Consider the following 26940-nt stretch of genomic DNA (forward strand, 5'->3'; position numbering starts at 1 on the left):
CAGCCGCTACATCAACTTGACACAAAACACATTGATACTTTAATAAATGAAGGAGTAATTGTGGGCGGGATGGAGGTCAAAGTTAAGACCAGCCTTCACGCTGCCCAACACTTACGACGCGGTGTGTATATTTCCAGCTGGCAAAAGCCAGAAAATTTAACTGACTTGCTTGAAGGCAAGCATGTCGGAACTAAAATTACACCATAGGTTTATTATGTTTGAAAATTTTTTAACGGGTTTAGAATTAGACCAAGAAGGCGCACTTAACTTATTAAAGCTAGCGCGTGACATTAAAGCAAAACCAGAAAAATACAGTCAAGTATTAGCTGGTAAATCAATCGTAACGTTATTTGAAAAACAAAGTTTACGTACGCGTTTGTCATTCGATATTGGTATTAATCGTTTAGGTGGTCATGCTGTTTATTTAGATCAGCAAAATGGTGCAATGGGTGCACGCGAATCAATTAAAGATTTCGCACTTAATATTTCTACATGGGCAGACGGTATTGTGGCACGTGTAAACCAGCACAGCACATTAACTACGTTAGGTGAATATTCATCAGTACCAGTAGTTAATAGCTTGTGTGATTTGTACCACCCGTGCCAAGCACTTGCTGACTTTTTAACGCTTCAAGAAGTACATGGCGATGTAAGTGAGCTTAAAGTTGCTTACTTAGGTGAAGGCAATAACGTAACTCATTCATTGATGTTACTTGCCGCTACTTTAGGGACTGACTTTGTAGCTGTAACACCAAAAGGGTGTTCGCCAGATTCACAAATACTTAAAAAAGCTGAGCAAATTGCAGCAATGAATGGCGCATCAGTAATGGTGAGCGATAGGGTTGAGGCTGCCGTTGGTGCAAACGTTGTATACGCAGATACATGGGTATCAATGGGTGATACAACACCGCTTGAACAGGTAAAAGAAAAGTACATGCCTTATCAGTTAAATCAGGCATTACTAAATCAAACGGGTGCGACTACGGTATTACATTGCCAACCGGCACACCGTGAATTTGAAATTACCTCTGAGGTAATGGACGGTCCAGCATCTAAAATTATTCAACAAGCAGAGAATCGTATGCATGCGCAAAACGCTCTGTTAGTTACATTATTAAATCCAAATTTTGTTAAGGAACACCTATGAGTTCAATTAAAAAAGTCGTTTTAGCCTATTCAGGTGGTCTTGATACGTCGGCTATCGTGCCATGGTTAAAAGAAAACTACGGTTGTGAAGTAATCGCGTTTGTTGCTGATGTAGGTCAAGGCGCTGAAGAGCTTGAAGGCGTAGAAGCTAAAGCAATCGCGTCTGGTGCATCTGAATGTTACGTAGTTGACTTAAAAGATGAAATGGTAAGTGATTACATTTACCCAACGCTTAAAACAGGCTCAATTTACGAAGGCACTTATTTATTAGGTACGTCTATGGCGCGCCCAATTATTGCTAAAGCACAAGTTGAAATTGCACGTAAAGTAGGTGCTGACGCACTTTCTCATGGTTGTACTGGTAAAGGTAACGACCAAGTTCGTTTTGAATCATGTTTTGCTGCTCTTGCACCTGATTTAAAAGTAATTGCGCCATGGCGTGAGTGGGACTTATCGAGTCGTGAGTCATTACTTGATTACTTAGCAGAGCGTGACATACCGTGTTCAGCATCGGCTACAAAAATTTACAGCCGTGATGCTAACGCATGGCATATTTCGCACGAAGGTGGAGAGCTTGAAGACCCATGGTGCCAACCAACTGAACAAGTATGGACATGGACAAACTCACCAGAGCAAGCACCGGATAAATCAGAGCTAGTAACATTAAAAGTTGTTGAAGGCGAAGTGGTTGCTGTAAATGGTGTAGAGCTTAAGCCATACGACTGTTTAGTTAAATTAAACGATATTGCATCACCTCATGGTGTTGGTCGTGTTGATATTGTAGAAAACCGTTTAGTAGGCATGAAGTCACGCGGTTGCTATGAAACGCCAGGCGGTACAGTAATTATGGCTGNAAGCCGTAAATGGAAAGAAGTACTGGGCGGCGAGTTTTCGCATTTAGTATACGACGGTCGTTGGTTTACACCGCTTAAAGATTCTATTTTAGCTGGTGCTGAGGCACTTTCTAAAGTGGCAACAGGTGAAGTGGTACTTAAGCTATACAAAGGTCAAGTAACAGCGGTACAAAAGCAGTCACCAAATAGCTTATACAGCGAAGCATTCGCTACATTTGGCGAAGATGATGTGTACGACCAATCACACGCTGAAGGCTTTATTCGTTTATTCTCGCTTTCAAGCAGAATTTCAGCACTCGCTAAAAAGTAAATTATTACGCCCCTTGTAAAAGGGGCACTACAGGGTTTGGAGATATTTCATGGCATTATGGGGCGGACGTTTTTCTACGGGTCCAGATGAGGCGTTTAAGCAATTTAACGACTCTCTTCCCTTCGATTATCAGTTAGCAGAGCAAGATATTATTGGCTCTGTGGCATGGGCTGGCGCACTTGAGCAAGTAAATGTGCTATCGAGTGATGAGCACAAAGAGCTTGTTGCGGCATTGTATGAGTTACTTGAAGAAGTAAAAGCTGATCCACTCGCCGTAGCGACCTCGGGTGCAGAGGATATTCACTCGCATGTTGAAGCTGCATTAATCGAAAAAGTAGGTGATCTAGCTAAAAAATTACATACAGGCAGAAGCCGTAATGACCAAGTAGCGACAGACTTTAGATTATGGTGTCGTGACACCGCAGATCATATTTTAAAAGCAATTGAGCAACTCAAAGGTGAATTTGTATCTTTAGCTGAGCGTGAACTGGGAACAATTTTACCTGGTTATACTCATTTACAGCGTGCTCAACCCGTATTATTTAGCCATTGGTGTATGGCTTACGTAGAAATGCTAGAGCGTGATGAAAGCCGTTTGCAAGATGCAAAAGCACGCATGAACTTTTGTCCACTTGGAAGTGGCGCATTGGCCGGCACAGCTTACCCAATTGATCGCCAAACACTTGCACAAGGCTTAGGCTTTACTGGTGCTACTAAAAATAGCCTTGATGGCGTGTCTGATCGCGACTTTGTTGTAGAGCTATTAAGCTGTGCATCTATTTCGATGATTCACTTATCACGTATGTCTGAAGATTTAATATTTTATAACTCTGGTGAAGCTGGTTTTATAGAGCTTGCAGATAATGTGACGTCTGGCTCATCGTTAATGCCTCAGAAGAAAAACCCTGATGCACTTGAGCTTATTCGTGGTAAAACCGGACGTGTATTTGGTGCGTTTAGCGCGATGATGATGACGTTAAAGGCACTACCACTTGCCTACAATAAAGATATGCAAGAGGACAAAGAAGGCATATTTGACGCAATGCCAACATGGCTAGCGTGTATTCATATGGCACAAGCGTGTATTAAAGGCGTTAAGGTAAGAAGCGAACGTACTCTTTCGGCAGCTAAAGGGGGTCATGCTAATGCAACTGAGCTTGCAGATTACCTCGTTGCTAAAGGCGTACCGTTTAGAGAAGGGCATCATATTGTGGGTGTGCTTGTTCAGCTTGCTATTAGTGAAGGTAAAACACTTGAAGATCTTTCGCTTGCGCAATATAAATCGGTAAGCGACGTGTTTGAAGACGATGTATATCCGGTACTTGAAATTGACGCCTGTATAAAAGCGCGTCAAGCACTTGGCGGTACATCTATTGAGCAAGTAACGAATGCAATAAAAGAAGCGAAAAAAAAACAGCAAATAACGGTTCGTGATGCCAACTTAGATGATGTTGAATCAATTGCTAAATTGGTTCAACATTGGGCAACTGTAGGCGAAAACCTACCGCGTGCTAAAAGCGATATGGTGCACTCTATAAATGAGTTTGCTGTAACAGAAATTAACGGCAGAGTAACTGGATGTGCGTCGTTGTATATATACGACACTGGCCTTGCTGAAATACGCTCATTAGGTATAGACCCCCAAAGCGCTGTTTCAGGTCAAGGTAGGCAGTTAGTTGAGCACTTATTAGTTAAAGCCAAAAAATTGGCACTAAATCGGGTAATCGTATTAACACGTGTCCCTGACTTTTTCGAAAAGCAGCGTTTCACGTTTTGCTCTAAAGAGAGCCTGCCTGAAAAAGTAATGAAAGATTGCGAACTTTGCCTTCGTAAAGAGAATTGTGACGAAGTAGCAATGGAATATATTTTAAAGCTAAGTAAAAGTACGGAGATCCCGTGTAAATACGTAGCTTAAACTCCCTGGATACAAAAAACGCACGGTTACCCCTGTGCGTTTTTTTATGTCTGCAGTAATTTGGTCTGGTCTGGTCTGAGTTGTTTTGTTGTTTGGTTTTATACCTATTTTATAGGTATATTTAGCGTGTCAAAAAAAGTTGGCACATTGGTTGCTTTGTACTATGTAAGATAGCAGAACTGCTATCGCTACTTTAAACAGGTGATGCATTTATCTACATAATAATGTGGTTAAAAGTTGAACCAAATATAATTTAAACTTTTATAAGGATCAATTACATGCAAGTTTCAACTAATAGCCAAGTACAAATGCAAGCATACAATAAAACACAACAATTAAAGCCTGCAATGGAACAAACTGCTAGCCCTAAAACCCTGCAATCTGATACAGTAAGCTTCTCTCAAGAGGCTATTGCTGCAGCTGGTGCAGAATTACAGCGCGGTGGTGGTATAATACCTATAAAACCTAAGTAATTAATTAAGGTTATAAATGTTTTTAACTGAGTTTTTTGGTTTTTTTTCGCTTTCAGCATTTACAATGTGGGGATTTTTAATGGCATTTTTTTTTAATGTCTTTGTTTACTCCCTAAATGTGAAAAGAGATACAAATCTATTGTTCAGTTCGTTTGTTATGATGGTTTCTTACACACTATCTGATTATTTCTTTACATGGCTGTCGATAAAAACTACTGTATTGTTAGATTGGGCAATATATGATGTTCTAACTATTTTAATTCTTTCTGTCAGCCTTGCTTGTAAGAAAAAAACCTCCGTTTCATTCATATACTTGATCGTGGGACTATCAATAAATTTAACTTTTTTTCTTTTGATGTATTTTGATTTATATGTACATCAAAACAAAGAACCGTGGTTATTATGGGACATTTACGCAGTTTCAGTTAATATTATAGACTTAACAATGATTGTTGCACTTATTGTTGATAGAGATTTTCTCGGTCTTAATAAATTAAAAAACAAAACCCTTAGCTACTTCAAATCAAACGATACCCACAAAGTAACCTAGCTTAAATGTATGTTACTGAACCCCTAATGGTTTATGTACAAGCTTTCACTCAGTGGGGCTTTTTAATGGCCTTCCTGTATTGTTTGGCCTCTACTATAAATAAAGAAAATAAATCCACTGTTTATTTATCTACGCTTATGCTTTTCTCATATATTTCCAGTGGTTACATAAGCTTATTAGAAAGTTTATATTTAAACTCGGCGCTCTACGACTTTTTTACAATTTTAGCTTTGTTAACTTTACAGCACTTTAAAATACTTCAGCGCTCTACAGCTTTTCACTTCATCATCTTTGCATTAACAATAAATGCTGTACTCGCCTTAATATTGCATTACGATCTATACGTCTTATATAACTATGAGCCTTGGTGGTATTGGAGTGTTTATTCTATTGGTGTAAATATGTTCGATGTTTTAATGATTCTGTCACTAGTACTCAATAAAAATCTCAAAAATAATGGATAATATTCTAGTTAATCCAGCAATTTCTTTTTACATAGGTGCATTTGTACAGTGGGGCTTTTTAATGGCTTTTTTGTACTCATTAGTTATAAGTATTAACAAACCTAGAAAAGAAGCTGTATGGTTATCATTGGTTATGACAATTTCTTACTCCTCAAGCCTGTTTATCGATATACAAGATATATCGTACCTTCAACTCTTTTTGTTTGATATAACAACTATTTTCGCCATTATTATTTTAAGGTTTTTCATTATTGAAAATCTTATATCGATCTACTTGTTGTTAGGGTTGACTATAAACTCATCATTATTTCTTGGTATGTATATAGATGTGTCAGTTTTTAATAATTACGAACCTTGGTGGTTTTGGTCATTCTATTCAATAAGTATTAATGTGGTCGATTTATCAATGATAGCTATATTCTTTATAAACAAAGATTTCTTGGGTTTAGATATGGCTAATAAATAGTACTTTTAAGAGAAAAGTTAATGGCTGATATACTTTTGGGGCTTGTTGACTTGGAATATAACGTAGCAATATTATTTATATGGTTTATCTTAATTGCATTTTTATATAACCTGTCTGCTAGTATAAATAAGGTTGATAAAAGCAGAGTTCATTTGTCATGTTGGTATCGTATATTTCTAGCCTGTTTATGGATACAAGTATTGCAACTCCTCATTTAAATTACTTTTATTATGACTTTGTTACCATTGGTATTTTACTACTTTGGTTATTTGCATATAAAAAATAGTACCAACTGCCTTTTATTACCTATTTGCAGGTCTTTCTATTAACGCATCTTTATTTTTAGCTATGTATTACGATATAGAGGTTTTAGGCTTGGTTAAGCTTACTAACTTTTTAACTGAAAAATTTAAAAGGTCACGCAATGCTTGAGTTTTTGTGGAAAGTGGCTGGTTTATACGACTATATAACCATTTTTATAACATGGTCTTTTGTTATTGCTTTTTTATATAATCTTTCCGCAAGCATTAACAAGTATGACAAAAGTTGCACACAGCTTGCATTCATTATGATGGTATCTTACACCTCAAGTGTTTTTATGGATCCCCTGAGCGAGACACCCCATTTGACTCTTTTTATATTTGATATCGTAACTATATTTGTTTTGATTTTATGGCGTATCTATTTTAGTAAAAACTTTCCTGTTGCTTTTTATTATCTTTTAGTTGGACTTAGCTTTAATGCATTTGTTTTTTTTGGAATGCATTACGACAGCATTGTCTTAGGGAATTTAGATTACTGGTGGTTTTGGGCTTTATATGCGATAGGGCAAATAATTTCTGATTTAACAATGCTTTTAATTCTTCTAATTAATAAGGATTTTTTAGGTTTGGTTGCATTAAAACGACATTTACTTAATCCTAAAAAATGTAGTAATGAAGAGGTTAAGTAGTATGGAGGAGTTATTTTGGCAATTAAATTCAATTAACGAATATTTTGGGATATTTATTACATGGCTTTTTGTTTTTGCTTTTTTGTACACTCTATCAGTTGCTATTAATAGGCAAGATAAAAGCCGGGTTCACCTTTCTTTCATTATGATGATTTCGTACACATTTAGCTTATTTATGGACATAAGTACAACGGCTCCACATTTAAAGTTGTTTATGTTTGATGTACTAACAATTGTAGTTATTGTTATATGGCGTATTTGTTTAGGAAGTAAAATACCTTACGCATTTAGCTACCTTGTTGTAGGGCTTAGCATTAACGCTACATTATTCATAAGTATGTATTTTGATAATACGATCTATGATAACTGGGACTTTTGGTGGTTATGGATGCTGTATGGTTTTCTTATGCCTATTATTGATATTGTTATGGCACTTGTACTTATTATAAACAAAGACTTGTTAAAATTAGTATGGCTAATCAAAAAGCTAAAACCTAGTTTTGTTACAAAAACGAATTAGCGTATATTTTTATACGCTAATGTAAGGTAAGAGTGTAATTTAATTACTGGCGCCATCACCAAGTTTAGTTTTAAGCGCTTTGACTATTATAGGATCTACAAACTCACTAACATCCCCATTGTGACGTGCTACTTCTTTAACAAGCGTTGATGAAATAAATGAGTTTCGCTCTGCAGGTGTTAAAAATACACTTTCTAAATCCGGATTTAGGCGGCGATTCATATTAGCTAATTGAAATTCGTAGTCAAAGTCAGATACAGCTCTAATTCCACGAATTAAAACATTGGCGCTATGCTCTTTTGCTAAATCAGCGAGCAGACCTGAAAAACCAATTACTTTAACATTATCTAAGTGGCTTAAAATACTGTTTGCAAGTTCAACACGTTCTTCAAGGCTAAAGCAGGGCTTTTTACTCGGATTATGTGCAATAGCGACTAGCACGGTATCAAACATTTTTGCAGCACGCTGAATAAGATCGGTATGACCATTTGTAAGCGGGTCAAAAGTACCTGGATAAATTGCAGTAATGTTCATAAAGTTCACTATCTATTATTTTTTCGCTAGTCTAACAGTGTTTTTTACACAAATCAGCTTTGCTAAAAAACAGGTGTTTTACTAATACGCTAAAGGGTGGGAAATAGTGTTAGAGTGTTTTAATGGTAAATATTTGTTTATACTGCATAGCTTGTTATAAGTGTAATGTAGTCCATAAGATAATTAGAGTGTTAGCATATGAATACCAAGGATAAAATAATACACACCAGTATTTCGCTATTTAATGAGCAAGGTGAACGTGCAATATCAACTAATCATATTGCATCACATTTAGGGATGAGCCCGGGTAATCTTTACTATCATTTTAAAAATAAAGAAGACATTATCCGTCATATTTTTGCGCTTTACCGCGAGCACCTAAGTACACACTTTAAGCCAATTAATAAAGATGACGATGCTTTTAGTCATTTAACCGCTTACCTAGATTCGTTATTTGAATTGATGTGGCGCTATCATTTTTTTTACGACAACCTTGGCGACATACTTTCCAGAGACAGTGATTTAAAACAAGCCTATATTGATTTTCAGCTTGAGCTATTAGAACAAGTTCGCAAAATAATTATTGGCTTACGCGATAGTGAAATGATTGCTATTGATGAGCAAGATGTAATTGAATTAGCACATACCTTAAAATTAACGGTTAGCTTTTGGACGCCTTACATTAAAGCGCGTAGACCAAGTGGCACACTAGCCGAGCAAGATATATATCATGGTATTTTAAAAGTACTTACGCTGTTTAGGGCGTACAGCACGGATAAAAGTATCGATAAAATGAATCTATTACGAGAAAAATACACAGAACTAGCACAGCAAGCTTCAGCGGTTGTATAACAACTGCCTTTTGGCTATTTCCTAGACGCTGAATTTTTTGCTATAATCGCGCGCCAAATGCCTGGGAGCGCGAATTCCCGCAGTCTAAGAGTGAACTATGCTTAAATTTATCGTCAAACTACATCCTGAAATAGCCATTAAAAGCCGTTCGGTACGTAAACGCTTTACTAAAGTGTTAGAAAATAACATTAAAATTGTATTACGCCGTGTTGACGAAAAAGTACAAGTAAGAAATAACTGGGACAACATCTCAGTTGTAACCAAAATTGAAGATCCACAAGTTCGTCTTGATTTTATCGACAGCCTTAAGCGCATACCTGGCATTGTTCAGTTTATTGAAGTAACTGAAACACAATTTGAAACTCTTGATGATATTTACCAAAAAACAATAGCGCTAGTTGGGCATACAATTATAGGTAAAACATTTTGCGTACGTGCAAAGCGTATTGGGCAACATGATTTTACGTCTACTGATTTGGAACGTTATGTTGGAGGTGGTTTAAACCAGCATATTGAAGGCGCAAGTGTGAAGCTTAGCCACCCAGAAGTAACAATACGCCTAGAGATAAAAGACGATAAAGCTTACATCGTTTCGCAAACACATTACGGCATGGCAGGCTTCCCGTTACCAACTCAAGAAGATGTACTGTCGCTTATGTCGGGTGGTTTTGACTCGGGTGTAGCCAGTTATCAAATGATCCGTAAAGGTGCACGTACACACTTTTTATTCTTTAATTTAGGTGGCGCGGCACACGAAATTGGTGTTAAACAAGCAAGTTATTACTTATGGAAAAAGTACAGTTCAACTCATAAAGTTAAGTTTGTAACTGTTGATTTTGAACCTGTAGTGGCAGAAATCCTCGAAAACGTTGAAAACAGCCAAATGGGTGTTGTACTTAAACGTATGATGATGCGCGCAGGTAGTGTTGTAGCGCAAAAGTTAAATATTCAAGCACTTGTCACTGGTGAAAGTATTGGTCAGGTATCTAGTCAAACATTAGCGAACTTAAGCGTGATTGACCGTGTAACCGAAACGCTTATTTTGCGCCCACTTATTCAACATGATAAACAAGAAATTATTAATATTGCTCGCCAAATTGGCACAGCTGAAATGGCTGAAACGATGCCTGAGTACTGTGGTGTAATTTCTAAAAAACCAACAGTTAAAGCTAAAATTGACGTTATTCTTGGTGAAGAAGAGAAGTTTGACTTTGATGTGCTTGATACTGTTGTAAATAACGCGCGCATCATGGATGTACGCGATATTGACGTTGAAGCTAAACAAGAATTAAAAGAAGCTGAATCAGTCGCAGATTTACCAGTAGGGTCTGTTGTTGTTGATATTCGTTCACAAGAGGAAGAAGAAGCCTCGCCTCTTGAGATTGACGGTATTGAAGTTGTGCACTTACCGTTTTTTCGTTTAGCGACTAAGTTTGGTGACTTACCAAAAAACACTGACTACTACTTGTATTGCGATAGAGGTGTAATGAGCCAACTACAAGCGCTTATGCTACACGAGCAAGGCTTTGAAACTGTAAAGGTGTATCGCCCGTAAAGTTGAGTTAAATTTTATAAGCGTGGTTTAGACCACGCTTTTTTTTGCCTGCATTTTAGCAAGTAGATCATCGTTATATGGTGTTTTAATATTATAGAGCTTACCTTGCTCGCTAATATAACCACAAATTGCCATTATTTCTGTTGATCTATTATGAGCTGCGTCTTGTTGCATTGAAGAGTAGTTTTCTGAGGTGAGGGTCATTACTTTATAAGCAGTTGTAAGTGCGTTAATTAAAGTTATATTGAGGTTTTGTGCTTTAGCTATGTTACATGCTTCAGTTAATAAGTTAATAATGGTTGAGTTGTATTGAGGCGCACGTAACTCACCGTTTTTAACATTATGCAAAGCACTAAGCGGATTAATTGCAATGTTAACCATCAACTTTTCAAAACGTAATTGTTGAATGTTGTTAGTTACAGTTAAGCGAGGAATTTCTTTTAATAGCTCGGTTATATCTGCTGCATTTTTAAGTGCTAATTCATTACACCCACCAATAACACTCTGCCCATCACCAGTATGCTGCACAATATATTGATTTGATTTAAAACCAGCCATAGTCGTGGTTAAAAAGTATAGTGCTTGATGATTACTTAGCTGATTGTTTAGCGTTTTAACATTTCCCATACCGTTGTGCGAGAGTATTACGCTAGTATGTTTTGATAAAAAAGGTTTTACTTGTTCAAATGCACTTTGCACCTGAAAAGCCTTAACGGTAAATAAAATAATATCAAATTCGGCTAAACTATTTAGCTGATTTAACGAAACAAAATGAGCATTTATTTTTTTTGAAGCGTAGCCATCTCGGCTATAAAAGCGTGTGTTATTGGTATTTTTACGTGTTAAAACATTTACATTATGCTGTGCGCTTAAAAAATGGCTAAATAATAAGCCTATCGCACCATCACCTACTACAAGAATATTAGTCATATGGGTTCTTTTTGCGAGTAATAAAAATAGCTTTAATTAAAAAGTAGCTTGCTGCACCTGCAAAATCAGCAAAAAAATCACCTAGTGATGCTTGTCTATAAGGAAGGGTATCTTGCATTATTTCTATTGAAGCGCCATAGCCAGCTAATAAAAGTATTTGCACATACAAAGGTATTTTAAATGCTCTATCCATTATTATGGCAAGTATAAAAAAAATCCCAAAATGAGCTACTTTATCAACATGAGGAAATAAGTTTACAACACTACCTTTTACTTCTTTGGCAAATAAAAAGGTAAACGCTACGATACTGACTAAAAAAATTGCTTGATAAACACGCCTTGTCACGACAAATCCTAAAATCGCTTAAAAAAGAAACTTAAGTATATCAAACTAATTTAGTATCGCACCTGAACAAGATGCAGAAAAATGTAAAGATTTATAATTTTAGCGTTATAATTGCGGCATAAAATTAAGATTAAATAGTTAGGAGCAAACCAATGCCTTCATTTGATATTGTATCTGAAGTAGAAATGAACGAAGCTAAAAACGCAGTTGATAACGCAAACCGTGAGCTAGAAACTCGCTTTGACTTTAGAGGCGTTGACGCATCTATTGAGCTAAACGATAAAACAATTAAGCTTAAAGCTGAAGCTGATTCTCAGGTTATGCAATTATTTGATATTTTGGCTAACAAAATATCTAAGCGTGGTATGGATGTATCAAGCTTAGAACTTCAAGATATTAGCCGTGCAGGTAAAAATGTTTTTCGTAATGTAGGCTTAAAGCAGGGCATCGAAAAAGACATGGCTAAAAAGGTAGTTAAAGCCATTAAAGATTCGAAAGTTAAAGTTCAAGCAGCCATTCAAGGTGAAGAAGTTCGCGTAACAGGTAAAAAGCGTGACGATCTTCAAGAAGCAATGCAAGTAGTTCGCAGTGCTGATTTAGGTCAACCTTTCCAGTTTAAAAACTTCCGCGATTAATACACTACATTTTAAGCATAAACTATTTGGTTTACATGCTTTGCTTCAATCGTTTGATGTATTTAGTACATAGCGATTGAAGCTCTTTTTACTTCTAAAATCACCACTTCTTCTCATACATTATATTTTGATAGCACCTAACATAATGACCAAGCGTGTTTTTTATAAAAAGATTAAAATGTATGAAGCCCAACCTTAAGTTACAAAAAGTTATTAGCTTAATATAAATTCGTAACAAACATCATCTATAAAAACGTAATTCAATATACTTTAGTTAACTTTGGCTATATAGACGTCCATTGACATTTGTAAACAAAATACTCACAATAGCGACATATTTTCAAGGTGCTTAATAGATGCTTCACACAGTGAATTGTCTAGCTAGATAATCGGGAAGTTGGTGCGTTTTATTCAAATAACAATCCCAACACTGCCCCCGCAACGGTAAAGTATTAACACATATTAATAGGTGTTTACTGAGTCCGGAGACCGGCCTTGATACAATCTTACTTACTTAAATCTTTGCGGTGGGCAAAGGTAGGGGACATCATGTTAAACAAAACAATTCTAGGCGTTGCAATTTCTGCTGTGCTTTCATTTTCTGTGTCTGGTACAGAACAATCAATCGAAAAAATAACCGTTACAGCTAATAAATTTGAGCAATCAATCAATGACGTTTTAGCAAGCGTAAATGTTATTGACCGTGCTGAAATAGAAGCAAGCAATGTACGTGATTTACCTACATTATTAAGCAAGCAGGTTGGTTTTCAGGTTAATCCAAACGGTGGTTTTGGTCAAAATACAGGTGTGTCACTTCGTGGTACAGGCTCTGGCGATACGTTAATTTTGATTGACGGTGTGCGAACGGGTTCTGCAACACTTGGTCAAAAAGCGTTAAGTAATGTGCCGCTAAATAGTATTGAACGTATTGAAATTATTAAAGGTTCACGCGCAGCTGTTTATGGCTCTGATGCATTGGCTGGTGTTATTAACATTATAACGCGAGAGTCTGATAATTTATCTGTAAGTGCTACGTTTGGCTCAGACGCTTATCAAGATTATCAGGTAGCTGGTTCTGTAAAGTCAGGCGATGTTACTACTGCGTTTAATGCAGGTTTTGAAAAAACAGATGGCTTTGATGCACTGCAAGGTGTAGCACCCGATGAAGATGGCTATGAAAATAAAAACCTTGGTTTTAAAGTAAATTACACCGATGCACACTACGGCGACTTTAAGTTATTAGGTCAATATAGTGAAGGTTATGCTGATTACGATAGCCGATTTAGTTCAGCCGATAGCAATATTGAGCGAGGGGACTTTAAGAATTATCAACTTTCTGCTGGTTGGAATAAAAGCTACACAAATCAAATGCACAGCATTGATATTGCTATTTCAACAGATGACTCACAAGATACCGCATCATTTGGTGTGAGTGATTTTATAACTAAGCGTGTGCAATTAGATTATAACGGTCAATATATATTATCAGAAGAGCTTAGTATTAGCGGTGGTGTTAACTGGTACAACGATGATGTATCGCACAGTTCAACGCAGTATGATATGCAAGAACGTGATGTATTGGCAGTATTTGTTGGTGCTTATTACAATGCTGAAAAAGTGTTAGCTAATTTAACAATTCGCCAAGACGATGATGAGCAGTTTGGTGACGAAACAACATATACAGCCGCTGCGGGTTACCATTTATCTGAAGACGCCACGTTCCGCATAAGCCAAAGCACAGGTTTTAAAGCGCCTACATTTAACGATTTATACTTTCCAGCTTTTCCTGGTTTTCCACCTTCATCTAATCCTGATTTAGAGCCTGAAAAATCATTAAATCGAGAGATTGGGTTAAATGTAGATTTTGATATAGCAAGTGTTGACGTTGCTATTTTTAGAAATGATATTGAAGATAAAATATCTTTAGATTCTAACTTTTTTCCTATCAACTTAAATGAAGCACGCTACGAAGGGGTTGAGTTTAGCCTGTCACAGCAAATATTTGGTTTTGATAGTAACCTTAATTTTGCCTACTTAAGCGCCGAGGACAAAGAAACGGGAGCTGAGTTACGTAATGTTGCTAAACGTACTTTTAATTGGGAAGTTGCAAAACAGTTTGGTGCTTTTGACGCAAGCTTAGATGTGCAATATCGCAGTGACCGAGAGGGTACTGTAACGCGCTTAGGCTCTTACACACTTTGGGACCTAGCGGGCAATTATCAAGTAAATGAGCACATTGAGGTTTCGCTTCGTGTAGAGAACTTATTTGATAAAGAGTACAACGCGGTTGACTCTAACGCTGACTTTACAACAGGCGAAATATATTACTACAACACGCCAGAGCGCCGCTTTTTTGCGGGTGCTAGCTACCAGTTTTAATAATGTTTAATAATTAAATATTATTAAACTAAGTTGAAAAAAAACAAAAGCCCGGAAAGTTACCGGGCTTTTTGCTGTTTATTTTTAAGTTATATCAACCTGCATAAACCTCTAAACAATTTAACGGGTTAAATCACACGCTAACGTCGTTAAAATTTTTTATTTAGAACCACTAAATATAAAATTCTTTGTCTAGTTAGAGCGCAATATTATTATCCTTAAATAGCTCCTATATTTATGCAGATTGGTATTAATCAGTTAAAAACTCTTTAAATACAGTTTCAAACTTGTGCAGTTTAGGCGCAATCAAAATACTACAGTAACCTTGTTCTGGGTTTTCGTTATAGTAATCTTGATGATAATGCTCTGCTGGGTAATAAATAGTAGCAGGGCTGATTTCTGTCACAATAGCTTCAGTTACATGGCTTTGTAGTTGAGCTATCATTTCGTTAGTTTGTTTTAGTTGGATTTCATCATGGTAATAAACAACGCTTCTGTATTGCGTACCTACATCGTTACCTTGTTTATTTAGCTGAGTTGCATCATGCAAAGTAAAAAACATAGCGAGTAGAGTCTCATAAGTAACAACTGAGCTATCAAATTCAACTTTAACTACTTCTGCATGACCGGTGGTGCCAGAACACACTGATTTGTAGGTAGGAGTATCTGTATTTCCACCTGTGTAACCAGAGCTTACATTTAATACACCATTTACACGTCTAAATGCAGCATCTATACACCAAAAACAGCCGCCACCAAATGTTGCCACTTGCGTTGTTGAGCTCATAAGTATTCCTAAAAATATGTAGAAGGGTTATGCAGAGCATAAATTGTATACGCCGCAACAACAAGGTTACGGCGCTATACGAAGGTTAGATCTCTTCTAAAGGTTTTTCTGTGGCTTGCTTGTCGAGTTTTTGCTGTAAAAACTCTGGTGATTGCGTATTACGCGCCAATGCATAATAAGCAGCAGGCACTACAAAAAGAGTAAGTAAAGTGGATACAACCACACCGGTGAATATTACAACACCAATTACCATACGACTTTCAGCGCCAGGACCTGAGGCGAGTACTAATGGTACAGAGCTCATTACCGTTGTTAGTGAAGTCATAATAATTGGACGCAAACGTTGAGTAGCCGCTTGTAATATTGCTTCACTAAACTCAATGCCTTTATCGCGTAATTGGTTAGTAAATTCGACTATGAGTATACCGTTTTTAGCACTTAACCCTATGAGCATTACAATACCTATTTGGCTGTAAATATTAAGAGTAAGCCCTGTAGCCCAAAGTCCGAACATAGCGCCCATCAAACCAAGCGGTACAGTAAGCATAATCACAAATGGGTGCATAAAGCTTTCAAACTGCGCAGCAAGTACTAAAAAGGTAACCGTTAGAGCAAGTATAAATACGTAGGTCATTGCTGAAGCACCTTCGTAATATAACTGCGATTCGCCTTTGTAATCTATTGCACCATCAATGTCGTTTTCCTCCGCAGCTACTTCATTTAAAAAGTTAAGTGCTTGTTCTAATGTATAGCCTTCGGCTAAATTAGCACTAAGTGTAATTGCACGCATACGGTTATAACGGTTTAAACGGGATGCAGTTGCTTCTTCTTTTAAACTAATAAGACTATCAAGTGGCACAAGTTCGCCGCTACGAGATTTAAGATAAATATTTGAAATGTCAGTAGGGTTCGTAAAGTCTTCTTTTGTACCCTTTAAAATTACATCATACTCTTCGCCACGGTCAATAAAGGTAGTAACACGGCGCTGACCCAACATTGTTTCAAGCGTTGTGCCAACATCTGATACAGATACACCTAAATCAGCCGCTTTGTTTTTATCAATACTGACTAAAAACTGCGGGAAGGTTTCTTTGTAGTCGTGGTCTAGTTTTAGCAAGCCTGGGTTTTCTTCTGCACGTTTAATAATACGGTCGCGCCAATCGGCAAGTTGATCATAGTCGTTACCTTGCAGTACAAATTCAAGAGGCTGAGATATACCTCTACCGCCAATGCCGCGTCGCATAATTGCAAATGCGCGTACGTCAGTAACTTCTTGCATTTTACCGCTTATTTCGTCCATTACTTCCCATGTTGAACGTTTGCGTTTATCCCAATCTGCCATACCAACAATTGCTACACCACCACTACTACCAAAGCCAGGAACTCGAACAAGCACACGGCTTAATTCGCCAGCTTCAGAGTAGGGAATAAGGCGCTCTTCAATTTTAGCCATGTTAGCCGCATTGTTTTCGTAACTAGCACCTTCAGGACCATTCATTAGTATGAAGAAAGTACCACGGTCTTCTTTAGGTGTGAGTTCAGATGGAACTTGTAAAAATAGTGAGTAACTTACAAATCCTGCAAGCAATAGGCTGACCATTAAGCCCCATTTACGGGTCATGTTAGTGGTAAGTGAATTACGGTAGCTTGATTCTATTTTGGTAAATTGACGGTCCATCCATTGACTAAATTTATTTGGCTTATCAGATACTTTTAATACTTTAGAGCACAACGCAGGTGCAAGTGTTAGTGCCGTAACACTTGAGAAAAATACAGCGGCACTCACCGCCATTGCAAACTCAGTAAATAACGCACCAATACGACCATCCATAAATACCAATGGTACAAATACCGATATAAGCACAAGGGTAGTTGCTACAATTGCAAAGCCCACTTCGCGTGCGCCTCTGTATGCAGCAAGTAGCGGTGGCTCGCCTAATTCGATACGTCGGTGAATGTTTTCAAGCATTACAATCGCATCATCAACAACTAAACCAATAGCAAGCACTAAGGCAAGTAGAGTAAGTAAGTTGATTGAGTAACCCATGGCTAGCAAAAACATAAAGCTACTAACTAACGCTACAGGTACGGTTACCGCAGGAATAAGTGTTGCTCGTATATTACCTAAAAACAAAAATATAACTAAAACTACTAACCCCATCGAAACAGCTAGGGTGCTATATACTTCACTTATTGATTCTTTAATAAATACAGATGAGTCGTAACTATCTTGAATAGTTGTGCCTTCTGGCAAATTGCGTTTTATTTTTTCGAGCTCACTACGGGCATTATCTACTACCGTTAATGTGTTGGCTTTGGCTTGTTTTACAATCCCTAAACCAATCATGTTACGACCATTACCGCGAAATAAACTTTCGTCATCTTCAGCTTCTAGACGTACATCTGCAACTTCGCCTAAGCGAACTAAATAACCTTCTTCACCTCGTTTAACTACTAAGTTATTAAAGTCGCGCTGATCTTTGTAACTACGTGCTGTACGTACTGTAAAATCACGATCGATTGATTCTATTTCACCGGCTGGTAATTCTACGTTTTCAGTGCGTAATGTATTTTCTATATCGCTTGAAGTAATGCCTCGTGCAGCCATTGCTTGGCGGTTTAGCCAAATTTTCATGGCGTATTTACGTTCACCACCAATGCGCACATTAGATACACCATCAACAACCGCTAAGCGGTCTACTATAAAGCGCTGTGCATAGTCAGATAGCTGTAATGAGTCCATTTTATCGCTGTTTAATACAAACCAAACAATCGGGCTTTCATCACTATTTGATTTAGATACTTCAGGTGGGCGTACTTGGTCTGGCAGGCTGTCTAGCGCACGCGCTACACGCTCACGTACATCGTTAGATGCTGCATCTATGTCACGATTAATATCAAACTCAATAGTAATATTGGAACGACCATTTTGACTCGATGAGTTAATGCTTTTAATGCCTTCAATACCCGATATACGGTTTTCAATTATTTGGGTTATTTTAGTTTCTATAATTTCGGCAGATGCACCTGTGTATTCAGTACTAATATTTACTATTGGTGTTTCAATGTCTGGGTACTCACGTAGTGGCAGCATCGTAAATGCTACCATTCCAAAAGTAAGAAGAAGTAAATTAATTACAATCGCAAAAACGGGGCGCTTTACACTCGTATCGGTAATTTTCACTAATTACCCCTTAACGCTTACTTTACTTCCAGTGCGGATTTTTATCAGCCCTTCAGTAACAACTTGCTCACCACTTGCTAGACCTTCATCAATAGCAACCCAGCCATTATTTCGACCTGAAACATGCACTTCAATTCTGTTAGCAATACCGTCTTTAATTTGAAATACATAATGTTTATCTTGTAAAGGGATAACTGCTTTTTCTGGCACCATCAATGCTTGATTACTGCTTAGTTCTAGCGCTGTGTTTAACAGCATACCTGGGCGTAACAAACCTGATTTATTAGCAAAGCTTGCAGTTACTTCTACGCTGCGTGTTACAGAATCAATACGTGAGCTAATATGAGTTACTTTACCGGTAAAGGTTTGACCAGGGTAAGCATCATTTTGGGTTAATACTTTCATACCTATAATAAGTTGCGCTAAGTATTTTTCAGGAACTTTAAAATCAACTTTAATAATGCTAACGTCATCAAGAGTTGTAATAACCGTTGTGTTATCAAGGTAAGCACCAATTGATATTTCACGTTTACCTAGAAGGCCTGAAAAAGGAGCGGTGATTAGCATTTCATCTAATTTTGTTTTAGCGTTTTCTAGTTGAGCTTCTGTTGCATCAACGCGAGAGAGCTGCTCCTCTAATAACGATTTAGCTGTTGATTGCGAACGCGAAAGCTCTGTTAAGCGATTAAGTTGACGTTTTTCTTCTTGTAAGTTAATACTAAGTTCTTTAACGGTTAGTTGTTCTTGCTTATTTTGTAATTGAACTAACTTTTGACCTTTACTGACTAAGTCGCCATCTTTAAAATAAATATCTGTGACATAATCGTTTTGCGCACTATTAATGTAAATCGCTTGGTTAGCGCGCGCGCTACCAATTGCTTCAATCATTACTGCGTTTTCTTGTGAGCTTACTGTATGCGCAGATACCTGCGTAGATTTTTGAGATGGATCTGCTTGCTTACCATGGCTTGATGGTAAATATAAATAAACACTAAATATTAAAAGTAACGCAATAATAAATGGAAAAAGCGCTTTTCCTGATTGTCTTGAGTACATCGTTTTCACACCTGAAAATTAATTGTAAGTATTGTACGAAATAAGACCGGAAAAAGGCTGTTATGTGTCTCGTTAATTTGTGCGTTAAGCGTAAAAGTAATTAATATTTATGGGGTGTACCTTTTTTTATATATCAATAGGTTAATATATGAACTTTAAAACATCCTGTAAGGTTTGTTTAACAACTCGAAAAGTAGTGCTGTGGGCTATAATTATGTTTGTATTTTATATGGTGTTTTACCAGCATGGATAATCAAGATAAACAAAATGTTAAATACAGAGCGCAAGGTGCTCGTAATGGAATGGAAGTATTAATAACGGGGGCTATTGGATTAATTTTTATAATGGGATTTAACTTATTACGCCCTGGCGAAATTAGTATCATCGAAATATTTTTAGTCAGTGTTTGTATTGTGGCTGTTTTTGTTGGTTTTTTAAAAACTCAAGAACCATTTTATAGTTTAATGCTTAGCGAATCTTCGCTGGTTTATAAGCATAAATACGGCTATTGGAGCTTGGCTCATCATAATTTTCATCACAGCGGTATCCCTAAAGTTGAGGATGGATTTGAGTATTTAGAATTAAATGCTGTAGGCGTGAAAGTAAATGATATTGATGAGTTTTTAGCAAATATTGCCCCTCGTATAGCAGGTAAATTACTCATAGAGCAACGACATTTATTTATGCAAGTTGTTCAAAAACATTGCAAAAATGGCAATTGCCCATCAGAATGGTTAATAGAAGATACGCAACATACATCTCAAAATGGGATTAGCTATAACGGACTTATTGCTATGTTTGCAAATAGAACAAAGCATCTTCAACAATTAACAGGTTACGATTTGTTATTACCTGCCAGTGTTTTAGATACAGATATTTGGGGGTTTAGCGCTAACTTAAATAAATGGAAGCGCGAACCCTCTCAGTTTATAGCATCGGAGCTAGGTGATTAAGCTACGGTAAGTAGGAACAGTAATGAGCCAAGAAAGATCCTTCATTAAAAGTGGTAGAAACACCATAATACATAAAGATAAAAAACTTGATTTAGTGATTGTAAATTCTGAGATTCATCCTCGAATTAAAGTAACACAACATGGTTTAGAGCCATTTAAAGAAGAACTACCAAAAAATAGACGCGACGCAAAAGAGCGCTACCTCGAAATGGTTTATATTAGTAGTGCCGATATTTTTGGTGAAGAAAAACAATTATTATTTATTCAGGCATTAGATGGGCGCGAATATAAAATAGATTACAGTAAAGTAGGAACAAAGCTGTTTGTGCGTATTCATCAAGATGCTTATATGTAATGTTTGATGGCATCTTTATTGCTTGTAATTACATTATAGTAATTATTTGACATAAAAAGGTGCTGCGTATGAAAGCGTTTGCTTTAATCCCTCTCATTTCTTGCGGTTTACTTAGTGCGTGTGGAGGCAGTGGTGATAGTAGTGATAGTAGTGATAGTACAGCTGTAGAAACATCTGTTAACGCTGGAATTGATTTACAAATTATCGAAAAAACCGAATTCACCATTACTGCACAGGGCTCTCCCGCTAATGGCACATTTACTTGGCAGCAAGTTAGTGGTCCTAGTTTAGAGGGGTTTCCGCTTGACGGAGCAGAACAAACAAGTACGGCTCCTGATATAAAAGCCGATAGCAATATTATTTTAAGGGTGAGCTATCAAAGCTCAGGAAGTAACGTTGTTACAGACGATATTTCTATTTCTGTAAGTTCTAATAATCAACTGCCTCTTGCGGTTATAACGCAAACACTGCCCGAAACACTTCCTTCAGTATATAAAGATACCGTAACCCTCAGTGGTGTTGAGTCAAATGATCCGGATGAAAATGGTCAAATTGATAGCTATTTTTGGCAATTATTATCTGGTCCTGATTTAGATATTACGAGTTTTAATGAGTCAACACTTAGCTTTTCTCATCCTTTATTGGAAAGTAATGTGAATTTATCTTGGCAGTTAACGGTAACCGATGATGAAGGCGGTGAAGCAAGTACCCAATACTCAATGACACTTAATAAAACAAATGAGTTAGTGGATGCAAATGCGGGTGAAGATCAGGATATTGAAGAGTTTGAACAAGTAACGTTAGATGCCACCAGTAGTGAAACCGTTACAGATACATATCAATGCCGCTGGCAACAACTTACCGGTAATGCCGAAACATTAAGTAACAGCAATCAATGTACAACTACATTTACTGCCTCTGATGTTGATACTGACACCATATTGAGTTTTGAAGTGACAGTAACTGATTCAAAAGGGCGCACCGATACAGACTCTTTATTTATAGATGTATCGCCAAAAGCGCTGGGGCTTATAAATGATAGTGGTGTTGGCGAATGTTATAATAATACACAGCGTATTAACTGTGCCAGTGATGACTTTCCTGCTCAAGATGCAGAGCTTGGTCGTGATAGTTTTGCTAATCGATTAGATAAAGTTGGCAAAGGTAATTTAGCATTTGATTACACAAAGCTAAATGAATTTGCTGATGAGGTTTCAGATGACAGCAACTCCTTTAGTTGTGTGCGTGATAATGTGACCGGGTTGGTTTGGGAAGTGAAAAGTGTGAATTCTGGGACTTTACCAAATACGTCAGTGCGTGATGGTCAAAACCATTATTTTTGGGATTTAGGCGACACTGAATTTACAGATACAAGTACTGCTAATACTACTTGTCCAAATGGCACTAGTTGCGGAATACAAACGTATGTAAATGAAGTTAACGCGCTTGATTTTTGTGGTGGAACAAATTGGCGAGTCCCTACCTATACAGAGCTATTAAGCTTAATTGATTACGGTAAGCAAGCTCAAAGTGTATTAATAGATGCTGATTTTTTCCCCAATTTACCAGATGAAAGTGCACTTAACCACTTACGTTATTGGACCTCACAAACGGCGGCCGATGGTACAAGCTTATCGCAAGCGTACATTATTGATATGAGTGATGGCAACGACCTTGCTTATCCAAAAAATAATACGGCGTATGTTCGTTTAGTTAGAAGTCGTTAGGAGAAAGCTATGAAATTAAAATTACTATTAACAATAGCAGCGATGGGTTTTAGTTTTAATGTTGCTGCTGAGCAAACGTGCTATGCCGGCGCTGATACAACAACACCGACAGATCAGTTTACTATAAATACTGATGGCACAGTATCTGATAGCGAAACAGGTTTAATGTGGCAGCGTTGCAGCTACGGCCAAGTTTATAATAGTGAAACAAGTGCGTGCGATGGCTCAACGCCCTCGTTAACATGGCAAGAAGCGCTTCGCGGCGCGCTAAATGATACCACTGCAGATTATGATGATTGGCAAGTACCTAATATCAAAGAGCTCGCCAGTATTTTAGAGCACAGCTGCACAGAACCAAGTATTAATGAAAATGTGTTTTTTGGTACTAAGCTGCAAAATTATTGGTCTAATACTTCAGGTGTCAGCAATATGAGTTCTGCTTGGGTGTATCAGTTTGATAGTGGACTAAATAGCCTGCATGCAAAAACAAGCAGTGTGTATTTACGATTAATGCGTTACGAAAAGTAAATGTTTATTACTCATGCGCAGCACAATATTGTGTTGCGTATTTTGTCTTTTACATAAATTTACGTTATTTCAATAATAAAGCACTCACAGTGTTGTCACTGAGCGTGTTTTTTTGCCATTATAGGCCGTGATTTAATTACGAAGGAACATCACGGTGTATTTAAGCTATTTTGGTCTGAATGAAAAACCTTTTTCCATCTCACCTAACCCTCATTATTTATTTTTAAGTGAACGACACAAAGAAGCCTTAGCACACCTTACCTACGGATTAGGAGAGGACGGTGGTTTTGTATTATTAACAGGTGAAGTAGGAACCGGTAAAACCACTATTACCCGAAGTATGCTTGAACAGTTACCTGAAAACACGCAAGTGGCAATGATCCATAACCCAGCGCTTTCAGAATTAGAATTGTTAGCAAGTATTTGTGACGAGTTAAATATTAACTACGATACACAAAATGCAACGCTTAAAAGCCTTACTGATATTATAAAAAAGCACCTCGAGACAAATAATAAAGCGGGTGGGCACACCATACTTATTATTGATGAAGCGCAGCTGCTAGCGCCTGACGTATTAGAACAGTTACGCTTATTAACTAATATAGAAACTGACCATAAAAAATTATTACAAATTGTTTTAGTGGGGCAACCTGAGCTACAAGAATTACTAAAACGGAATGAACTGAGACAACTCGCTCAAAGAATAACGGCGCGTTATCATCTACTGCCCCTTACACAAGGGCAAACCATTGCATACATTAAACATCGGTTGCATATTGCAGGATGTGATAAAGGAATATTTTCGTTGGATGCTATGCAAGCGGTTCACCAGTTAACTGGTGGTGTTCCTCGGCTTATGAATTTAGTTTGTGAGCGAGCTTTAGTTGGCACATTTGCTAAGCAACAATTAATTGTTGATGTTGATATTATTAAAAAATCAGCTCAAGAATCTCTTCCAATGGATTTTATCGCTTCAACTAATACGCCACAAAAAACAGTGCCGCTTTTATCATATAGCTTTAGCTTTGTTGCTTTTTTTGCAGCAGGTGTTGGGCTTTCATTTATATTATAGTTGGGTTAGTTATGTCTTATTTATTAGATGCTTTAAAGCAATCGCAACAAACAGATATGAGCGCTGAGCAATATGATTTGCAATCGGAACAGTTAAAACAACAGCAGGCTTTAACACGTTACCGTAGACTAGCTTTAGTTTTTGGCACAAGTTTAGCTGCATTTATTGTTGTAGCGGGTGGTTTTGCTACAGGTAAGTGGCTACAAAGTGAAAGCGTTGAAAATATAACAACGACTACAAAAATACAGGCAGCGCCTGTTAAAGTAGCATCTGAAAAAGAATCTAAAGCTTTAGATGAATCAGATAGTAATGCTCAGTCGCCTTTACAAGGCGTTGCTCAAAAGACGGTTCAGCAGCAAGCACCTCAGCAAGTAGTAAATAGTCAAACTTTGCAAGGGCAGTTAGTTTTTGTACAAACACCAAATGGTGTTCAGCAAATGTTATTAACACCGCAAGGGCAATATATGCCAATGGCGCCTAACCAAGGCAATGTTACACCAACGAGAAATCAACAAGTTTATAACTCTCAAGCTTATGGTTCGTCAGTTCAGGCTAATCAGCAAGGTTATAGCCAAGCTAACCCTAATCAGCAAAGTTATCAGCAGCAAACTCAAAGTGTACCTGAGCTTCAATATAATCAACCTCAATATAATCAACCTCAGAATAATCAATCGCAAAATAATCAACAGCAGAATATAGAATCTGCGCAGCTTGATATGAGCAAATATAAAGTATTGGGTCGTCAGTTAAGTAATAAACAAAATACGGTAAATGATCCAGAACTTGATGCAGTGTCTAACAAGCTTAAAGATGCATTTGCCCAAGCGGTTCAAGAAACTCAAGAATCAAATGATTATGAAGTAACACAAGGGACGTACCATTCATCAAGAGTTAGACCTGTAGAATTATTACCTGATGGACTAAAAATTATGTTGCCGCCTATAAAGTATCAAGCACATATTTACTCATCGAGTAACGATAAGCGCTGGATAAAACTTAATGGACGAGAGCTTCATGAAGGCGAAAGCATTGGAGCGCTTACAGTACAAGAAATTACACCAGAGCAAAGTGTGCTGGATTTTGATGGGTATGAATTTAGTTTAAAAGCCTTACAAGACTGGCCTGAATAAAACTGTTGGAGCTACTTCAATATGCAGTTAACTGCGTTCAATGAAGTAGCTTAATACACTTAAGGTAAAATAGAATTTTTGTAAAAACGCTCTAAATCAATATTATATTCTTTGGGTTTAACCGCAGCCTCAAGCGAATCTGAAGTTTTTTTGCTTGATAAATCAATGTCCTGAATTTGCGTGTAACGGCTATGTTTAGCGCTATAGAATGTTTTAACCACCGGTTTTAATGGTGCTGTTGGGTTGCTTTCTGTTACTAACCCTACTTTTTGGCTGGAGAGTTTAACTAATGTACCCACTGGGTGAATACCAATACATTGAATAAACTTAGTTAGTAATACAGGGTCAAAGCTGTCTGGGCATCCATCTTTCAATATTTTAAATGCCTTGATTGGCTCCATACCGGCTTTGTAAACACGCTCTGCTGTAAGTGCATCATAAACATCTACAATAGAAGCCATGCGTACATACTGGCTTATTTCATCGCCTTTTTTACCAAATGGATAGCCTTTACCATCCAATCGTTCATGGTGCATACCCGCTATATCAACAGCAACACCAGTTAATCCTGACTCTTCTAAAATCTCTTTACTATAAAGTGCATGATTTTTCATTATCGTAAATTCATCATCGGTAAAGCGACCTGGTTTATTTAGAATTTCATCAGGGATTTTTATTTTACCAATGTCATGTAATAGAGCACCCGTTGTTAGCTGCTCTATAATTTCTTTTTCTATTCCTAAATGCTTTGCAAAAATACTCATTAAGATAGATACATTAATAGAATGTTCGAGCAGATAGGCATCTTTTTGACGCATTTGTGTGAGGCACGCTAGTGCATCTTGGTTTCTAAAAACGGAGTCCATAAAGCCACTAGCAAGTTCTCTAAATGGTGCAATATCTATATCTCGACCCGCTTTTATATCTTTAAATGCTTTTATTTGCAGTGTTTTTGCTTCGTCGTAAAGTTTTTTGGCTTTTCCCATTTCTTGCTCGGCACTATGCGCTTTTTGCCAAGGATCTCGTTTGATTTTTACTGAAGGTGTCTTAACTGGTTCTTTTTCAGGAACTGAGTCAATGAGTGTTTTGTCAGGGTCAATTTCTACTTCTAAAATGCCTGCTTTTATCAGTTTATCTATACTTGTTTGGGTTTTAACCCAGCCTTGGCTTTTTACTTTTATTTTGCCCGTTTGCTTAGTAACGTTTTGGACAAACATGCCAGGAAGTAATTGTGAGATAGGGAGTATTTTCAATTTTATTACTTATA

25 protein-coding genes, 1 pseudogene and 1 riboswitch are annotated in these 26940 nt (G+C 37.3%); of the genes and pseudogenes, 19 read left to right on the top strand and 7 right to left on the bottom strand.

The annotated features are described in order from the left end of the window. The 9 genes and pseudogenes from L647_RS0115650 to L647_RS0115700 form a co-directional block, all read left to right on the top strand. Nucleotides 1-207, top strand: a pseudogene (locus tag L647_RS0115650) (acetylglutamate kinase); the annotation flags it as partial. A gap of 7 nt (nucleotides 208-214) precedes the next feature. Continuing rightward, nucleotides 215-1147 carry an ornithine carbamoyltransferase gene (locus tag L647_RS0115655; RefSeq protein ID WP_024611888.1) on the top strand — a complete coding sequence of 311 codons (933 nt, stop codon included), beginning with the start codon at nucleotides 215-217 and terminating at the stop codon, nucleotides 1145-1147. After that, a complete protein-coding gene (locus L647_RS0115660; protein WP_024609000.1) occupies nucleotides 1144-2310 on the top strand; it encodes an argininosuccinate synthase in 1167 nt (388 codons plus the stop codon). Before L647_RS0115655 ends, L647_RS0115660 begins: the two co-directional genes overlap by 4 nt. A 49-nt stretch (nucleotides 2311-2359) precedes the next feature. Continuing rightward, nucleotides 2360-4225: an argininosuccinate lyase gene (argH, locus tag L647_RS0115665; RefSeq protein WP_024611889.1), complete on the top strand. Its 1866-nt coding sequence runs from the start codon at nucleotides 2360-2362 to the stop codon at nucleotides 4223-4225. Between the two features lie 278 nt (nucleotides 4226-4503). Continuing rightward, entirely contained in the window at nucleotides 4504-4698 is a 195-nt protein-coding gene (locus tag L647_RS0115670) for a hypothetical protein (protein ID WP_024611890.1), read from the top strand. Nucleotides 4699-4714: 16 nt separating this feature from the next. Beyond that, nucleotides 4715-5248 (top strand): hypothetical protein, encoded by a 534-nt coding sequence (locus L647_RS1000000126145; protein ID WP_024611891.1) that lies wholly within the window; start codon nucleotides 4715-4717, stop codon nucleotides 5246-5248. Between the two features lie 456 nt (nucleotides 5249-5704). Continuing rightward, entirely contained in the window at nucleotides 5705-6178 is a 474-nt protein-coding gene (locus L647_RS1000000126495; protein ID WP_024611893.1) for a membrane protein, read from the top strand. A gap of 424 nt (nucleotides 6179-6602) precedes the next feature. Continuing rightward, nucleotides 6603-7130, top strand: a complete 528-nt coding sequence (locus L647_RS0115695; RefSeq protein ID WP_024611894.1) for a hypothetical protein — start codon at nucleotides 6603-6605, stop codon at nucleotides 7128-7130. A 1-nt stretch (nucleotide 7131) separates the two neighbouring features. Next, nucleotides 7132-7650 carry a hypothetical protein gene (locus tag L647_RS0115700; protein ID WP_024611895.1) on the top strand — a complete coding sequence of 173 codons (519 nt, stop codon included), beginning with the start codon at nucleotides 7132-7134 and terminating at the stop codon, nucleotides 7648-7650. A gap of 39 nt (nucleotides 7651-7689) precedes the next feature. Here L647_RS0115700 and coaD read toward each other — a convergent pair whose 3' ends face one another. After that, entirely contained in the window at nucleotides 7690-8184 is a 495-nt protein-coding gene (gene coaD / locus L647_RS0115705) for a pantetheine-phosphate adenylyltransferase (protein ID WP_024611896.1), read from the bottom strand. A 198-nt stretch (nucleotides 8185-8382) separates the two neighbouring features. Between coaD and L647_RS0115710 the strand changes: the two genes are divergently transcribed. Beyond that, on the top strand, nucleotides 8383-9036 hold the full coding sequence (locus L647_RS0115710) for a TetR/AcrR family transcriptional regulator (protein WP_024611897.1): 654 nt from the start codon (nucleotides 8383-8385) through the stop codon (nucleotides 9034-9036). A 97-nt stretch (nucleotides 9037-9133) separates the two neighbouring features. Continuing rightward, the gene (gene thiI / locus L647_RS0115715) at nucleotides 9134-10591 is read left to right on the top strand and encodes a tRNA uracil 4-sulfurtransferase ThiI (RefSeq protein ID WP_024611898.1); all 1458 of its coding nucleotides are present in this window, start codon (nucleotides 9134-9136) and stop codon (nucleotides 10589-10591) included. A gap of 27 nt (nucleotides 10592-10618) precedes the next feature. Here thiI and L647_RS0115720 read toward each other — a convergent pair whose 3' ends face one another. Further along, the gene (locus L647_RS0115720; protein ID WP_024611899.1) at nucleotides 10619-11521 is read right to left on the bottom strand and encodes a 2-dehydropantoate 2-reductase; all 903 of its coding nucleotides are present in this window, start codon (nucleotides 11519-11521) and stop codon (nucleotides 10619-10621) included. Continuing rightward, nucleotides 11514-11867 carry a VanZ family protein gene (locus tag L647_RS0115725; RefSeq protein WP_024611900.1) on the bottom strand — a complete coding sequence of 118 codons (354 nt, stop codon included), beginning with the start codon at nucleotides 11865-11867 and terminating at the stop codon, nucleotides 11514-11516. The genes L647_RS0115720 and L647_RS0115725 overlap by 8 nt, the downstream gene beginning before the upstream one ends. A gap of 152 nt (nucleotides 11868-12019) precedes the next feature. On the opposite strand from L647_RS0115725, the gene L647_RS0115730 reads away from it, so the two are divergent. Then, a complete protein-coding gene (locus L647_RS0115730; protein ID WP_024611901.1) occupies nucleotides 12020-12502 on the top strand; it encodes a YajQ family cyclic di-GMP-binding protein in 483 nt (160 codons plus the stop codon). A 326-nt stretch (nucleotides 12503-12828) separates the two neighbouring features. Continuing rightward, nucleotides 12829-13015: riboswitch (cobalamin riboswitch) on the top strand. A 36-nt stretch (nucleotides 13016-13051) separates the two neighbouring features. Then, on the top strand, nucleotides 13052-14881 hold the full coding sequence (locus L647_RS0115735; RefSeq protein WP_024611902.1) for a TonB-dependent receptor: 1830 nt from the start codon (nucleotides 13052-13054) through the stop codon (nucleotides 14879-14881). 250 nt (nucleotides 14882-15131) lie between these two features. Here L647_RS0115735 and msrA read toward each other — a convergent pair whose 3' ends face one another. The 3 genes from msrA to L647_RS0115750 form a co-directional block, all read right to left on the bottom strand. Beyond that, on the bottom strand, nucleotides 15132-15668 hold the full coding sequence (gene msrA, locus L647_RS0115740; RefSeq protein ID WP_024611903.1) for a peptide-methionine (S)-S-oxide reductase MsrA: 537 nt from the start codon (nucleotides 15666-15668) through the stop codon (nucleotides 15132-15134). Between the two features lie 85 nt (nucleotides 15669-15753). Beyond that, entirely contained in the window at nucleotides 15754-18852 is a 3099-nt protein-coding gene (locus tag L647_RS0115745) for an efflux RND transporter permease subunit (RefSeq protein ID WP_024611904.1), read from the bottom strand. Between the two features lie 3 nt (nucleotides 18853-18855). After that, nucleotides 18856-19908 (bottom strand): efflux RND transporter periplasmic adaptor subunit, encoded by a 1053-nt coding sequence (locus tag L647_RS0115750; protein WP_024611905.1) that lies wholly within the window; start codon nucleotides 19906-19908, stop codon nucleotides 18856-18858. A 245-nt stretch (nucleotides 19909-20153) separates the two neighbouring features. Here L647_RS0115750 and L647_RS0115755 point away from each other — a divergent pair, with 245 nt between their 5' ends. From L647_RS0115755 to L647_RS0115780, 6 genes are all read left to right on the top strand, one after another. Then, nucleotides 20154-20861: a DUF2982 domain-containing protein gene (locus L647_RS0115755; RefSeq protein ID WP_024611906.1), complete on the top strand. Its 708-nt coding sequence runs from the start codon at nucleotides 20154-20156 to the stop codon at nucleotides 20859-20861. Nucleotides 20862-20883: 22 nt separating this feature from the next. After that, a complete protein-coding gene (locus L647_RS0115760) occupies nucleotides 20884-21216 on the top strand; it encodes a hypothetical protein (protein WP_024611907.1) in 333 nt (110 codons plus the stop codon). 68 nt (nucleotides 21217-21284) lie between these two features. Continuing rightward, nucleotides 21285-22943, top strand: coding sequence for a DUF1566 domain-containing protein (locus tag L647_RS0115765; protein ID WP_024611908.1), 1659 nt, complete (start codon nucleotides 21285-21287; stop codon nucleotides 22941-22943). A gap of 9 nt (nucleotides 22944-22952) precedes the next feature. After that, on the top strand, nucleotides 22953-23471 hold the full coding sequence (locus L647_RS0115770) for a DUF1566 domain-containing protein (RefSeq protein WP_024611909.1): 519 nt from the start codon (nucleotides 22953-22955) through the stop codon (nucleotides 23469-23471). A gap of 154 nt (nucleotides 23472-23625) precedes the next feature. Continuing rightward, nucleotides 23626-24543, top strand: coding sequence for an AAA family ATPase (locus L647_RS0115775; protein WP_024611910.1), 918 nt, complete (start codon nucleotides 23626-23628; stop codon nucleotides 24541-24543). Nucleotides 24544-24554: 11 nt separating this feature from the next. Then, the gene (locus L647_RS0115780) at nucleotides 24555-25673 is read left to right on the top strand and encodes a general secretion pathway protein GspB (protein WP_024611911.1); all 1119 of its coding nucleotides are present in this window, start codon (nucleotides 24555-24557) and stop codon (nucleotides 25671-25673) included. A 59-nt stretch (nucleotides 25674-25732) separates the two neighbouring features. Here L647_RS0115780 and L647_RS0115785 read toward each other — a convergent pair whose 3' ends face one another. After that, entirely contained in the window at nucleotides 25733-26926 is a 1194-nt protein-coding gene (locus L647_RS0115785) for an HD-GYP domain-containing protein (protein WP_024611912.1), read from the bottom strand. Between the last annotated feature and the right edge of the window lie 14 nt (nucleotides 26927-26940).

Source organism: Pseudoalteromonas sp. TB64, assembly GCF_000498095.1.
GTDB lineage: Bacteria > Pseudomonadota > Gammaproteobacteria > Enterobacterales > Alteromonadaceae > Pseudoalteromonas.